Source organism: Flagellimonas cixiensis (genome assembly GCF_042134615.1).
GTDB classification, from domain to species: Bacteria; Bacteroidota; Bacteroidia; order Flavobacteriales; family Flavobacteriaceae; genus Flagellimonas; species Flagellimonas cixiensis.
Genome location: NZ_CP169639.1, coordinates 2,445,001 through 2,459,018, shown reverse-complemented (window position 1 = coordinate 2,459,018; position 14,018 = coordinate 2,445,001). Strand labels below are relative to the sequence as shown.

12 protein-coding genes (1 of these 12 running past the window's edge) are annotated in these 14,018 nt (G+C 40.3%); 8 read left to right on the top strand and 4 right to left on the bottom strand.

The features are described 5' to 3' along the window. Positions 1-194 precede the first annotated feature (194 nt). Complete coding sequence (gene bshC / locus ABT310_RS11050; protein WP_375323946.1) at positions 195-1,796, bottom strand: bacillithiol biosynthesis cysteine-adding enzyme BshC; 1,602 nt, start codon at positions 1,794-1,796, stop codon at positions 195-197. A gap of 160 nt (positions 1,797-1,956) precedes the next feature. Between bshC and ABT310_RS11045 the strand changes: the two genes are divergently transcribed. The 3 genes from ABT310_RS11045 (at position 1,957) to ABT310_RS11035 (ending at position 6,936) form a co-directional block, all read left to right on the top strand. Further along, positions 1,957-4,401, top strand: a complete 2,445-nt coding sequence (locus ABT310_RS11045) for a M14 family zinc carboxypeptidase (protein ID WP_375323945.1) — start codon at positions 1,957-1,959, stop codon at positions 4,399-4,401. Between the two features lie 185 nt (positions 4,402-4,586). Then, positions 4,587-5,822, top strand: coding sequence for a carboxypeptidase-like regulatory domain-containing protein (locus tag ABT310_RS11040; RefSeq protein ID WP_375323944.1), 1,236 nt, complete (start codon positions 4,587-4,589; stop codon positions 5,820-5,822). Between the two features lie 61 nt (positions 5,823-5,883). Next, positions 5,884-6,936, top strand: coding sequence for an LD-carboxypeptidase (locus ABT310_RS11035; protein WP_375323943.1), 1,053 nt, complete (start codon positions 5,884-5,886; stop codon positions 6,934-6,936). Positions 6,937-6,941: 5 nt separating this feature from the next. On the opposite strand, the gene rocD is transcribed toward ABT310_RS11035, so the two are convergent. Next, the gene (rocD, locus tag ABT310_RS11030; protein ID WP_375323942.1) at positions 6,942-8,186 is read right to left on the bottom strand and encodes an ornithine--oxo-acid transaminase; all 1,245 of its coding nucleotides are present in this window, start codon (positions 8,184-8,186) and stop codon (positions 6,942-6,944) included. Between the two features lie 222 nt (positions 8,187-8,408). Between rocD and rlmD the strand changes: the two genes are divergently transcribed. The 4 genes from rlmD to ABT310_RS11010 are packed head-to-tail and all read left to right on the top strand — an operon-like array spanning position 8,409 to position 11,456. Further along, positions 8,409-9,821 (top strand): 23S rRNA (uracil(1939)-C(5))-methyltransferase RlmD, encoded by a 1,413-nt coding sequence (rlmD, locus tag ABT310_RS11025; protein WP_375323941.1) that lies wholly within the window; start codon positions 8,409-8,411, stop codon positions 9,819-9,821. Between the two features lie 31 nt (positions 9,822-9,852). After that, positions 9,853-10,371 (top strand): DUF6452 family protein, encoded by a 519-nt coding sequence (locus tag ABT310_RS11020; protein WP_375323940.1) that lies wholly within the window; start codon positions 9,853-9,855, stop codon positions 10,369-10,371. After that, entirely contained in the window at positions 10,352-11,113 is a 762-nt protein-coding gene (locus tag ABT310_RS11015) for a DUF6048 family protein (protein WP_375323939.1), read from the top strand. The genes ABT310_RS11020 and ABT310_RS11015 overlap by 20 nt, the downstream gene beginning before the upstream one ends. 1 nt (position 11,114) lies before the next feature. Then, positions 11,115-11,456: a VOC family protein gene (locus ABT310_RS11010; RefSeq protein WP_375323938.1), complete on the top strand. Its 342-nt coding sequence runs from the start codon at positions 11,115-11,117 to the stop codon at positions 11,454-11,456. A 151-nt stretch (positions 11,457-11,607) separates the two neighbouring features. Here ABT310_RS11010 and ABT310_RS11005 read toward each other — a convergent pair whose 3' ends face one another. Continuing rightward, a complete protein-coding gene (locus tag ABT310_RS11005) occupies positions 11,608-12,768 on the bottom strand; it encodes a class I SAM-dependent RNA methyltransferase (protein WP_375323937.1) in 1,161 nt (386 codons plus the stop codon). A 56-nt stretch (positions 12,769-12,824) separates the two neighbouring features. On the opposite strand from ABT310_RS11005, the gene ABT310_RS11000 reads away from it, so the two are divergent. Beyond that, on the top strand, positions 12,825-13,511 hold the full coding sequence (locus tag ABT310_RS11000) for a ZIP family metal transporter (protein ID WP_375323936.1): 687 nt from the start codon (positions 12,825-12,827) through the stop codon (positions 13,509-13,511). 18 nt (positions 13,512-13,529) lie between these two features. Here the strand turns inward: ABT310_RS11000 and ABT310_RS10995 are convergent, their stop codons facing one another. Then, positions 13,530-14,018, bottom strand: the 3' portion of a protein-coding gene (locus ABT310_RS10995; RefSeq protein WP_375323935.1) for a hemolysin III family protein. It continues 153 nt past the right edge of the window; 489 of the gene's 642 nt are visible here — the last part of the coding sequence; the start codon falls outside the window, past its right edge; it ends in the stop codon at positions 13,530-13,532.

Genomic DNA, 14,018 nt, shown 5'->3' with positions numbered 1-14,018 from the left:
TAAAATGCAAAAAGCCCCGGGAACCACTCCGGGGCTTTTTAATAAAATCAAAACCAACCTAAACATATGAGTTAACCAACTCAATATATTTGCTTTTTCATAGCAATTTTCAATAATAGAACAATCGAGAAAAGGAATACCCTACCTCTATATTTATTTTTTTGAAAAAAAGTTTTGGTTAACCCTTATCGGAATTAATGGGTCAAGACCACAAAGTCGGCTTCAAACGGGTGTAAATTTTGTAGCAGGGCAGGTATGAGATCTTCTCCCATTTCCAAATACATTTCAGAAAAATTCAGTTGTCTTTCTTGCAAGGACTGGTTCGGGAACAATTCGTTTTGTAGTTCTGTCAATCGAATTACGTGATCTTTCAATTTTCGCTTCTGGGCGGTCAAAAGTCTTTTTTCGAGAGCATCCAGACCTTTTTTCTGTTTTACCTCCTGTGCCTTTACCGCGCCCAAAAAGCTTTCATCGGTTTGCTCGGCCAATTCATACATATGTTGAAATTGTTCCTCGAGCAGTTTCTTCTGAGGTGAAAAATCAATATCGATATTGGAAATATCCCGAATTTTTTTGTTGATCAGGGAGTGCTGCTTCATAAATAAATGGCGGACCTCCAAATCCATTTTTCTAACCTTTTTGGCCTGTTTTTCTGTTATCAACAAGGCAGAATTTCGCAGCATCAGCATAGGAAAGGTAACACCCAACTCTTCAAAATAAGCCTTCAATTCCAACCAATAGGCCAATTCACCGCCACCTCCAATATAACACAGGTTGGGCAAGATCACTTCTTGGTACAATGGACGTGCCACCACATTGGGCGAAAAGCGTGCAGGGAACTCCTGCATTTCTTTTGAGAGTTCTTCTTTGGTAAAATCCAAGTGCGTATTCACTACATGGTATTTTCCATTTTTCTCGATGATACGCTCACGAAGCCCATCCTTTAAATAGAAGTAATTGATTTCCCTTGGGTTCACTTGAATGGTATAATCCGAGGAAATTTGGGTTAAACCATCTATAGTGTTGGCAATGGTATGGTATGGGGTATGCCCAAAAATATCCTTTTCGGCATAGGGGAGCAGCAATTTCTTTAAAGCGACATCATCACCGTCCACAATAACCAAACCTTGGTCTGCAAAAAGGGCATTTGCCAAAAAACGAGTGGCTTGCGCCAAATTTGGATGCTCCAAATAGGCTTTTTTGAAAAGTTCCTTCAACCTATCCGATATGCCCAAATTGCCCAATTCAGCCGAGAATATTTCAAAAACCTCATCCAAACCCTCGGTACTTAAATGCCCTACAGCTCCCGAAGCTTTTCGGTTCCATTGTATTTTTTTACCGTGAAGATTGAAGTAATTGATTTCATCAAAATCATGATCTTCAGTAGCCATCCAATATACAGGCACAAAATACTGATCGGGATATTTATCCTGAAGCTCTTTGGCGAGGTTGATGGTCGTCACAATTTTATACAGAAAATAGAGTGGACCGGTAAACAGGTTTAATTGATGGCCCGTAACCACGGTGAAAGTGTTTTGATTTGCCAGGGCATCAATATGGGCCTGTGTACTTTCTGAAACCTCAAACCCCTTGTATTGCATAGTTAGGGAATCGACCAATACCTTTCTATGCGTTTTAGGAAAACTCGTTTGCTTTTCCTTAATCTGTTCTTCAAAGTTTTCCAACAACGGAAATCTATTATAGAACGGTTGCAAGGTTTCGTTTTGGTCTAAATAATCGCAAATAAGTTTGGAAAAATAACCGGTTTCCTTAAAGGGTATACATTCTACATCCATTAAAACTGATAATGAGGTGGTCAAAGATAAGGGTCTTCTTTTTTTCAGTTGCTAAAAATACGTTAATTACATTTTTCATCTTAAAAAGACTGGCAACAATATAAAATTAGGCATCAAGCTCAATTTATTAGTAGATTTGGAGCTACTAATTAACCCAAACATGACCAAATTTTTATTTTCACTAGCACTTTTATTTTCAATCTCAGTTACGGCCCAACTTCAATCCCCATCCGAATTCTTAGGATATGAATTGGGCTCTCAATTTACGCGTCACCACGAAGTAGTGGATTACTACGAATATCTGGCCGAACAGGAGCCCGAAAGAGTAAAACTGACCGTTTACGGAAAAACCAATGAACGTAGACCTTTGATTTTGGCCTATGTTTCATCTGCTCAAAACATTGCCAATCTGGAGAACATCCGACAAGAACACCTTAAAAGCACCGAAGGCGCAGGTAGTTCGGATAAAGCTATTGTTTGGTTGAGCTACAACGTTCACGGGAATGAAAGCGTGAGTACCGAGGCTTCCATGCAAACCATTTATGAACTTTTGACCCAAAAGAGTTCCTATTTGGAAAATACGGTGGTGATCATGGATCCTTGTATCAATCCAGATGGCCGTGATCGATATAGCAACTGGTACAACCAATATAAAAACACCCCTTATCAAGTAGACCCCAATAGCAAAGAGCACCACGAAGGATGGTGGAGTGGTAGAAGTAACCATTACATGTTCGATTTGAACCGCGACTGGGCATGGTTGACTCAGGTTGAGAGCCAACAACGTCTAAAACAATTCAATAAATGGATGCCGCATGTGCATGTGGATTTTCACGAGCAAGGGGTGAACAATCCATACTATTTTGCGCCGGCTGCAGAACCATATCATGAAGTGATCACCGATTTCCAACGTGATTTTCAGGTGACCTTGGGCAGAAACCACGCCAAATATTTTGATGCCAACGGATGGTTTTACTTCACCAAAGAAGTATTCGATTTGTTGTACCCCAGCTACGGTGACACCTATCCGATTTATAATGGCGCTATTGGTATGACCTACGAACAAGGTGGTAGCGGAAGAGCTGGTTTGGGCATCATTACAGGAAATGGTGACACCCTTACCCTAAAAGATAGAATTGACCATCACTTTACCACGGGAATTTCTACGGTTGAAGTTTCCTCCCAAAATGTTGATCAATTGAACAGTGAGTTCAAAAAATTCTACAACAACAAAAACTTCACCTATAAAAGTTATGTTTTAAAAGGGGATGAAGATAAATTAAACGCCCTTAAATCTTTGTTGGACAAACATGAAATTGAATATGGCGACCTTGCCAACGGGTCCTACAAAGGGTACGATTACAATTCCGGAAAAAATGGTAGCGTTTCCATTCAAAACAATGGAATGGTAGTTTCAACAGACCAAACCAAAGGAACTTTGGTTACCGTTTTGTTTGAGCCAAGAGCCAAACTTTCCGATTCCTTGACGTATGATATTACCGCTTGGTCACTTCCCTACGCCTACGGTCTGGACGCCATTGCCTCCACCAGCCCAGTTGCAGGACAAGAAGTTTCCAAAAGTGCTAATTCAACTGTTATTGCTCCAGAAAGCTATGCTTACCTAACAGATTGGAACAGCATGAACGATGCTCGGTTCTTGGCCGAACTTTTAAATGAAGGTATTCGTGTTCGCAAGGCGGACCATCCATTTTCCATCAAAGGAAAATCGTTTGCTCGAGGAAGTTTGATCATCACCAAAGGTGACAATGAATTTAAAAATGGATTTACGCAAACGCTGCAAACCATTGCCAAAAAATACAACAAGAACATTACAGCCACGAGCACTGGTTTTGTGGATTCAGGAAAAGATTTTGGCTCTTCTTCCATACAAATGATCAAAAAACCAAAAATCGCCGTTTTATCCGGCGGACCAACCTCCACCTTGCGCTTTGGAGAGATATGGCATTTCTTTGAGCAGCAATTGCACTATCCATTAACTGTTTTGGATGATGATTACGCCAGCCGTGTAGACCTGAACGAATATGACGTTTTGATTTTACCTGATGGCCGCTATGGAAACCACTTTAACGAAGACCAACTATCCGAAATAAAAGATTGGGTAAGAAGCGGTGGAAAACTTATCGCCATGGGAGGTTCGATCAGTGCCATTGATGGTGATAAAGGTTTTGGCATCAAAGCAAACGAAAAAGATGAAGAGCAAAGTGACAAGACACCCCAACCGTACCAAGATTGGGAAAGAGAACGCATAAAAGGTGCCATTACCGGTGCCATTTTCAAGGCCAAAGTAGACAACACCAACCCACTTGCTTACGGATATGGGAAGAATTATTTCTCACTTAAGCTAGGTAGCAGCAGCTATTCCTACCTTAATAATGGAAATGCCGTTTATTTGGAAAAAGATGCTAAACCCTTTTCTGGTTTTGCAGGTAGCGAGGCCCAAAAAGAAATTTCAGAGTCCTTAATTTTTGGATTGGAAAACTTCGGTCGTGGCCAAGTAATTTACATGGTGGACAACCCATTGTTCCGTGGATTTTGGGAAAACGGAAAACTGTTTTTTGCCAATGCGCTCTTTATGGTGGACTAAAAGCACAATTAATTCTGTTAAACAAAGTAAACCAACCTGTTAACATTTGGCCGGTTGGTTTTTTTCTGTCCTAAATTTTGTATATTTAATAAAAGAAAATTGCAGATATGAAATCAGGACACTCAACAATTAAAAAATCTCATAGTGTTAAGCACATACTTTTTGTTTGTGCGACACTTTTATTTATGGGCACCTATCAAACATGGGCATTCCAAGATGAGGCCGGAGTAGATTTTAATGAATACCGAGGTGAAGTGGTGGATGCGGAATCCAATAAAGCTTTGGTGTTTGCCACATTGACCGTGGAAGGCACCAACATTAGCACCATTACCAATACAGAAGGTAATTTTTTACTTAAAATTCCAAAAAACATCGATAGCAACAACGTAATTGTTTCCTTTTTAGGGTACAAGACCGAATCCATTCCAATTACATCCATGAAGGAGGAAGGAAACGAAATTTCCTTGACCGTTTCAGTGACCCAATTATCAGAAATCAATATCAACGCACCCAAAGATGCCAAAGCATTGGTGAGAGCCACCATGTCGAAAAGGGATGACAACTATTTCAATGACCCTTCCCTTATGACGGCATTTTACAGGGAAACCATTAAAAAGCGAAGAAAAAATGTTTCACTGGCCGAAGCCGTGGTCAATATTTATAAATCATCATACACATCTACAAAAGATGATGCCGTAGAACTTTACAAAGCGCGAAAAAGCACCGATTATTCCAAATTGGATACCGTTGCCCTAAAACTGCAAGGCGGACCTTACAACACGCTTTATGTGGATATCATGAAGTATCCCGAGTATATTTTCTCTAGCGAATCCATCGACGACTATAAATTTACCTTTGACCGATCTACTAGAATCAACGACAAATTGATATATGTAATTCGTTTCAACCAATTAGAACATATACTTGATCCATTGTACCAAGGTGAATTATATATTGATGTGGAGAACAACACGCTAACCAATGCCACTTTCACCCTTAATATCACCGATCGTGAAAAAGCGGCCAAACTTTTTGTTCGAAGAAAACCTGCAAGGGTAGATGTTTGGCCAACAGAGGTATCCTATCGCGTAGACTACCGTGAAAAAAATGGAAAATGGTACTACGGATATAGCAGTGTTTTTATGGAGTTTAAAATAGATTGGCAGGGTAAACTGTTCAACTCCACCTATAGCATGAATGCTGAAATGGCCATCACCGATTGGGAAATGAATGCTACTGGAGATGTACCAAGATACAGGGAGCGTATTAAAAAATCCATCATTTTAAGCGATGAGGCCACGGGCTTTTCCGACCCAAGCTTTTGGGGGGAATACAACATCATAGAACCAGAGCAATCCATTGAGTCCGCCATCAAAAAAATTCAAAGACAACTGCGTCGCGCTGAGCGAAATAGCGATTAAATCTAGTTTTTGTTTAAAATTTTATGGATTTTTACCTTCGTTTTGAAATAATCCCATACCAATGTCCAAACGAAGAAGCTTTCTAAAGTCGGTTACCGCACTTGGAGCTGCATCATTGTTGCCTCAAATAGGTTTGGCAAAAGCCAAGAATACGGTGCAGCCTCCTAAAATTAAGCCCAATAAAATTGAAAAAGGTGACACCATAGGATTGGTGGCCCCCGGCTTTGCGATTAAAACAGAGACCTTATACCTTGCTTTGGACACGCTGGTAAAAATGGGGTACAAAACGCACCATACCCAAAGAATTTTAGGAAATTATGGCTACTTCAGCAATACGGACGAAGAGCGGGCCAAAGACATTAATGAGATGTTTGCCAATCCCGATGTCGATGTGATTCTTTGTGCACGAGGCGGATACGGTTCTACCCGAATTTTGGATATGCTGGATTATGAGGTCATCAAAAACAATCCAAAACCATTTATCGGGTTTAGCGACATTACGGCCATCATCAACACCATTTATCAAAAAACAGGCTTAGTGGCCTTCCATGGCCCAATGGGCAGTACTATAGATGATGAGTACAGTCAAATGTACCTTCATAAGATCTTAATGGACATGGAGGAACCACTCCAATTGAAAAATGCCATTTTGAGCGACCCCAAATTATATCGCAATAGCGAATATTACAGATACACCATTTCTCATGGCTCTTGCCAAGGTGAAATGGTAGGCGGAAGTTTAACCTTGGTCACCGCAATGATCGGTACCCCTTATGAAATTGATTTTACGGATAAAATCGTTTTTTTGGAAGAAGTGGAAGAAGCCCCTTATCGTATAGACCGTATGCTCACCCAACTGGTGCAAAATGAATCCTTTTTAAAAGCTCGGGGAATTGTCTTTGGGGTTTTTAAAGGTTGTGACCGTCAAAAAGTGAGTGAAAATTTTATTTTGAAGGAAGTGATCATGGACCGAATCGCCCCACTTGGCATTCCTGCCGCCTATGGATTAAGTTTCGGACATGTCACCAATAACCTTACTCTTCCCATAGGCGTGGAAGCCTATTTTGATGCTACCAAAAAACGAATCAGACTATTGGAGCCTGCCGTTTCTTGATTTTTTTATTTTTTGAATTCTTGAAGGGTTTTAATAATGATTCCCACACAATCCAACAATTGTTCTCGGTTCATCACCAAAGGTGGTGCAAATCGAATGATATTTCCATGGGTGGGCTTGGCCAAAAGACCATTTTCCTTCAACGCCATACAAATATCCCAGGCGGTGGAACTCTCTTCGGTATCATTGATCAAAATGGCATTCAACAAACCTTTCCCTCGAACCTTTACCACCAAATCGCAAGTGGGAATGAATTTGTTCAATTCACCACGGAATATTTCTCCCAATTCTTGGGCATTTTGAGCTAAGTTTTCATCCTTAATCACCTCCAACGCTGCCGTGGCCACAGCTGCAGCCACCGGATTTCCACCAAAAGTACTTCCATGACTTCCTGGTGTGATCACCTCCATAATATCATCATTGGCCAAAACCGCAGAAACAGGATACACCCCACCGGAAATGGCTTTGCCCAAAATCAACACATCAGGTTTTACCTCCTCATGGTCAACCGCCAACATTTTACCAGTTCGAGCGATTCCCGTTTGCACTTCATCGGCAATGAACAAAACATTATATTTTTCGCACAGGGCCTTGGCCTTCTTCAAATACCCTTCGGAAGGCACATATACTCCCGCTTCACCTTGAATAGGTTCCACCAAAAATCCAGCGGCATGAGGATTACTTTCCAATGCTTTTTCCAAGGCCACTAGATTATCATATTCAATTTTGATGAATCCATCTGTAAATGGGCCATAATTATCCTTGGCCACGGGGTCGTTGGAAAAAGAAATGATTGTCGTGGTTCTTCCGTGAAAATTATTCTCGCAGACAATTATCTGCGCCTGATTTTCCGGAACACCTTTTTTCTGATAGGCCCATCTTCTACAAATTTTCAAGGCGGTTTCTACAGCTTCTGCCCCGGTATTCATCGGCAATAATTTGTCAAAGCCGAAGGTTTCGGTAGCATATTGCTCGTAGGTGCCCAGCATATCGTTGTAGAAGGCACGAGAGGTCAAGGTCAAGGTCCTGGCCTGTTCCACCATCGCTCCTACAATTTTAGGGTGACAATGCCCTTGGTTCACTGCGGAATAGGCAGAAAGAAAATCATAATACTTTTTTCCTTCCACATCCCAAACATAAACGCCCTCACCCCTACTCAAAACCACAGGTAACGGGTGGTAGTTGTGCGCGCCATACTTGTTTTCTAAATCAATCGCTTGCTGCGATGTTAAATGCTCTAAAACAGCCATTTAAATATTTTTTAAATTATTAAAACAACTATTCCTACAGTACCTTTATTCTTTCGAGGACTCGAAAAAGCAGCGTGGGAGAGAAATCATCCCTTGAAGATCCTGCAAATTACAAATTATTGTGGAAAATTTTTCCATTTGTAAGTTGTTGCCCCAAAAAGTTTAGGGGCAATTTAAGACCCGAGTTTCTGCGGAATTATAAAAAGAACTTACTTTTGCGCCATGCGAAAAAAGAACAGGCGACAAACATTTGAAAATGTTGAAGTAATCGATGCCGGAGCCAAGGGCAAAACCGTGGCCAAGGCACCCGACGGACGTGTAATTTTTCTTTCCAATGCAGTTCCGGGCGATGTAGTGGACGTAATGACGACCAAAAAACGAAAGGCCTATTTTGAAGGGGTTGCCACCGATTTTCATACCCTTTCGGATAAAAGAACCGAACCCGTTTGCGAGCATTTTGGTACTTGTGGAGGGTGTAAATGGCAAAACATGGGCTATGAGCATCAACTGTATTTTAAACAACGGGAAGTTGAAAACAACTTAAAACGCATAGGTCATTTGGAACTCCCTGAAATCACTCCCATTTTAGGTTCCAAAAAACAGTATTTCTATAGAAATAAAATGGAGTTTTCATTTTCGAGCAGCAGATGGCTCACCCAAGAGGAAATAAATTCCGATGCCGAAATAGACGACAGAAACGCCCTTGGATTTCATATTCCAGGGATGTGGGACAAGATTTTGGACATTAAAAAATGTCATTTACAACAAGACCCTTCCAATGCCATTCGTTTGGCCGTAAAAGATTTTGCAAATTCCAATGGACTTTCTTTTTTCAATCCCAGAAAGCAGGAAGGACTACTAAGAACCTTAATGATTCGAACGGCCTCCACGGGGGAGATTATGGTTTTAATCCAGTTTTTTGAGGATGATTTGGAGCATAGGGAGCTTCTGTTGAATCATTTGAAAAATGAGTTTCCAGAAATCACTTCGTTGTTGTACGTAATCAACTCCAAACAAAACGATACCATCTACGACCAGGACATTATTTGTTTTGCAGGTCGCGACCATATTTTTGAAGAGATGGAAGGGCTGCAATTCAAAATCAATGCAAAATCTTTCTACCAGACCAATTCGGAGCAGGCATACGAACTGTATAAAATAACTCGAGATTTCGCCGGGCTTTCTGGTAACGAACTCGTGTATGACCTTTATACGGGAACAGGAACCATTGCACAGTTTATTTCAAAAAAGGCCAAAAAAGTAGTTGGTGTGGAATCCGTTCCAGAAGCGATTGAAGATGCCAAGGCCAACGCCATTCACAATAAAATTGATAATGTGGAATTTTTTGTCGGTGACATGAAAAATGTGTTCAACGAGGATTTCATTATAGAACACGGTCAACCGGATATTATAATTACCGATCCACCAAGAGATGGCATGCACAAAGATGTAGTTGAACAGCTATTGCGTGTGGCCCCTCCCAAAATAGTTTATGTTAGCTGCAATAGTGCAACCCAAGCTAGGGATTTGGCCCTCATGAAAGAACAATACCAAGTAAGCAAGGTGCAACCCGTGGATATGTTTCCGCAAACCCACCACGTTGAAAATGTTGTACTTTTGGAAAAACGGTTATAGTGCTTACAGTCAAAACTTATAGGTAACCTGAATGAAAAAAATAATCCCCATCCTACTGATTGCCTTGGTCATCTCCTATGTTTCATCTTGTGAAAAGGATGATATCTGCGTTGATGGTGATACTCCCTATCTAGTGATTGGATTTTATAATTTTGAAGATACCACCGCCTTCAAAAGAGTTTCAACATTGCGTGTTCGGGGCATTGATAACGATAGCATATTGGACAACGATTCCTTTAACGATAGGGCAAATTCTCCAGATTCCATTTTGGTTCCACTTCGTTCCAACAACACAAATACCTTGTACGAGTTTATCAAAAACTCTAATGATGATAGTGATACTGGGAATGAAATTGGAAATATTGATACCTTGAGCATTTCATACAGTACCCGAGAAGCTTTTATTTCGAGGGCATGTGGCTTTGTTATCAATTATGATGGCGTAAACATTGCTTTGCCGGAAAGTGCTTCAAATTGGATTCAAGATATAAGCGTTGTGCAATCAACCGTAGAAAACACCAACAATATCCATGTCAAAATATTTCATTAGTATTTGTTTGGGTCTGTTACCCATGTTAATGCAGGCGCAGAACGAAACCATCGACCTTCAACAAAAGGATACGGTGGAATACAAAGATCCTTATGGACTTAGAGTCGGTGTCGATCTAAGTAAACTTGTACTTTCGTTTATTGATGAAGATTATACAGGACTCGAATTGGTTGGGGACTACCGATTGACGAGAAAATTATATTTGGCTGCGGAAATTGGTAATGAAACCAAAGAGCAATCCGAGTACTTGGGCAATACACTATTGTACAATTTTGAGACTTCTGGAAGTTACATTAAAGCGGGGGTAGACGTGAACACCTACACGAATTGGTATGGGATGAACAATGCCATTACCATTGGAGGTCGCTATGCAGTGGCCAGTTTTAGCCAAACCCTAGGCGAATACAGTATTTTTGAAACAGAACAATTCTACAATCCTGATTTTGTGCCAGGATTAGAACCCAATCGAGAGTTTAGTGGACTTTCGGCTTCGTGGCTGGAATTTGTGGTAGGTGTAAAGGCTGAATTATTTGCCAATATTTTTGTTGGAATGAGTGCCCGTTTGGGCTTTTTGGTGACCAATACCGAAGACGAACAATTTCCGAATTTGTGGATTCCCGGATTTAATAAAGTTACCGACGGAAGCAATTTTGGCGTAAACTACAATTACTCTATCTCCTATTTCCTTCCATTGTATAAAAAGTCAAGAAACAAGCCCACAAAAGAAGAAAGCGAGCCATAAAATGGAACCCACTCGAATAGATTACATTGAATTTAAGTCTACCGACCTTTTAAAGACGAAAGCTTTTTACCATGCTGCTTTTGGGTGGAATTTTACGGATTATGGCCCTACATATTGTGCTTTTTCAGAAAGTGGTATAGCGGGAGGGTTTGAACTTACTTCTGAGGCCATAACCAACGGAGTGCTTGTAGTGCTCTATCATACAGACCTCTTTAACATCAAAGCAAGGATTATGGGTGCAGGAGGAAAAATTACAAAGGATATTTTTTCCTTTCCGGGCGGGAGACGCTTCCATTTTAAGGACCCTTCGGGCAACGAACTGGCCGTTTGGTCCAAAACATAAAAAAAGCCCTGACCAATGCCGGGGCTCTTTCGTTTACAATTTGGTTGAGTTAGTTAGTTGTGTTTTAAAAACAGCTGCCAAAATAATCAATAATATCATAGCTGTCAATCGCAATCAGAAACAAAACACACGATTTTTGTTGCATACACAACTAATTGTTTAAATACTTTCCTTTCTTGCTGCCTTCATAAATTTCATAGCGTACCAATCTAGCTTCCAACTTGCCGTTAAAGGCCTTAATTTTTCTGCTCGGCTTTAAACCAACATATTTTAAAGCCTCTAAATTGGAAGTGATCATCCAAGCATCGGTACCCTGATAATCTTGTTTTAGGGTATCCCCTATTTTCCCATAAAATTCCTCAATTTCAATAGGCAAACGTTCTCCGTAAGGCGGATTGAAGACCATGTGCAATTTTCCCTCCACAGGTTTTAAGGTTCGAAAAAAATCATTTCTTGCCACTGTTATATAATCGGCAAGGTTGGCATGCTCTACATTTTCTTGGGTCTTTCGAACCGCAGAAGGTGCTTTATCCCATCCTATAATCTTATGATGGAACTCACGCACTTTCTTTAAGCTGGCTTCCACAATTTTATGATGCAGTTCCGCATCATAATCCTTCCAATGCATAAAGGCATAGGATTCTCGATTAATGTTCACAGGAATATTACAAGCGATCATAGCAGCTTCCACCAAAAAAGTTCCACTACCGCACATAGGATCTAAAAAATCAGACTGACCATCCCATCCACTGTGTAACAACAAACCCGCCGCCAATACCTCATTTATAGGGGCGATATTCGTTAAAATCCGATATCCTCTTTGGTGAAGGGAATTCCCTGAACTATCCAAAGAAACGGTACAAGTGTTTTTATATATATGAATATTGATTCGAATATCCGGGTCTTGGGTTTTTACATTGGGCCTGTCCCTAACCACATACCTAAACTTATCCACAATAGCATCTTTGGTCTTTAAAGACACAAACATGGAATTATCAAAAATAGGGGAGTTTACAACACTGTCAATGGCAAAAGTTTTCTCTACATCAAAAATACCGGGCCAATCCAAATCATAAATTTGGTTGTACAGGTCCTTTTCATTAAATACCTTAAAGGTTTTGATGGGTTTAAAAACTTTCAACGCGGTCCTAAGGCAAAGGTTGGCCTTGTACATAAAGCCCAAGTCCCCTTCAAAGGTTACATTTCTAACGCCTTCCTCCACTAGACCAGCACCCAGATTTCGTAATTCTTTGGCCAAAATTGGCTCAAATCCGTACAGGGTTTTGGCCATCATCTTAAAATTTCCTGCCATGTTCTTGTAATTTCTTTCGGCAAAAATAGACTATTTTTGCTCCCTTGATTTAGAGCATGAATTTTCCTTCCAGCATCATCTATATAATTCCCATTGTAGCCGTTTGGTCCGGTTTTGCATTTGTGTGGCTTACAAAGCCTAAGCACAGCGATAACATAAAACTCCTATTGGCTTTTAGTGGTGCTTTTCTATTGTCGTTGACATTTTTTGAATTGTTGCCCGATGTGTATGAAGGGCATAACCCGAAAAGCATCGCCCTTTATATTCTGGGAGGAATTTTGCTTCAGGTATTTTTGGAATTCTTTTCGAAAGGGGCAGAACATGGTCACATGCACCTTCATTTGGAAGAAAAGAAATTCCCGACCCTATTGTTTTTAAGCTTGTGCATCCACGCACTGGTCGAGGGAGTTCCGATTCATGATAACGATTCCATTCTATATGCCATCATTATTCACAAGATTCCAATAGCCATAATTTTGAGCATCTTTTTGATCAATTCAAAATTAAGATTCACCACAACCCTATTGTTTATTGGTGCCTTTTCGTTAATGACTCCTTTGGGAAGTTACTTTTCCACCACACCCCTACTTGCCGACTATGGCTATGTGCTCACTGCTATATCCATTGGGGTATTTTTTCATATTTCAACAATTATCCTGTTCGAAAGTGCTCAAGGACACGCATTCAACCTGCGAAAATTGCTCGTAATCATATTAGGTATTGGGATGGCTTATGTGGTGTAAATTACTTTTCTATAGCAGTTAACCTGTAATTACAGCGTCACTTATCATTAACCAATGACTCATAGCTCCGCCCAATACAAAAAAATGCCATATAAGATGATTGTATGGTATTTTTTTTATGGCATAGAATAAGATGCCAATTGTGTAAAAAGCACCGCCTAACGAAAGATAAAGCAGTCCCAAGGTGGACATATGTTCCAATAAATAAGGTAAATCCATTACAATAAGCCATCCCATCACACCATAGAGTACCAAAGAAAATGCTTCGAATTTACCCGTAAAAAAGATTTTTAGGATGGTACCAAATAAAGCAATACCCCAAACGGCATAAAATAATAACCAACCTTTTGATGGCAACAATACGGTCAAACAAACAGGGGTATAGGTTCCTGCAATTAGATAATATATGCTGATATGATCTAAAACCCTAAGTTTTTTCTTCCACTTTGGACTATTTACAGCATGATACACGGTAGAAGCCGTAAACAGTGTTATTAACGAAATGGA

Bases quoted from the DNA above. Each gene is read 5' to 3' on its own strand.
- bshC (WP_375323946.1), bottom strand. From the start codon at position 1,796: ATGGATGTAGAATGTATACCCTTTAAGGAAACCGGTTATTTTTCCAAA.
- ABT310_RS11045 (WP_375323945.1), top strand. From the start codon at position 1,957: ATGACCAAATTTTTATTTTCACTAGCACTTTTATTTTCAATCTCAGTT.
- ABT310_RS11040 (WP_375323944.1), top strand. From the start codon at position 4,587: ATGGGCACCTATCAAACATGGGCATTCCAAGATGAGGCCGGAGTAGAT.
- ABT310_RS11035 (WP_375323943.1), top strand. From the start codon at position 5,884: ATGTCCAAACGAAGAAGCTTTCTAAAGTCGGTTACCGCACTTGGAGCT.
- rocD (WP_375323942.1), bottom strand. From the start codon at position 8,186: ATGGCTGTTTTAGAGCATTTAACATCGCAGCAAGCGATTGATTTAGAA.
- rlmD (WP_375323941.1), top strand. From the start codon at position 8,409: ATGCGAAAAAAGAACAGGCGACAAACATTTGAAAATGTTGAAGTAATC.
- ABT310_RS11020 (WP_375323940.1), top strand. From the start codon at position 9,853: ATGAAAAAAATAATCCCCATCCTACTGATTGCCTTGGTCATCTCCTAT.
- ABT310_RS11015 (WP_375323939.1), top strand. From the start codon at position 10,352: ATGTCAAAATATTTCATTAGTATTTGTTTGGGTCTGTTACCCATGTTA.
- ABT310_RS11010 (WP_375323938.1), top strand. From the start codon at position 11,115: ATGGAACCCACTCGAATAGATTACATTGAATTTAAGTCTACCGACCTT.
- ABT310_RS11005 (WP_375323937.1), bottom strand. From the start codon at position 12,768: ATGGCAGGAAATTTTAAGATGATGGCCAAAACCCTGTACGGATTTGAG.
- ABT310_RS11000 (WP_375323936.1), top strand. From the start codon at position 12,825: ATGAATTTTCCTTCCAGCATCATCTATATAATTCCCATTGTAGCCGTT.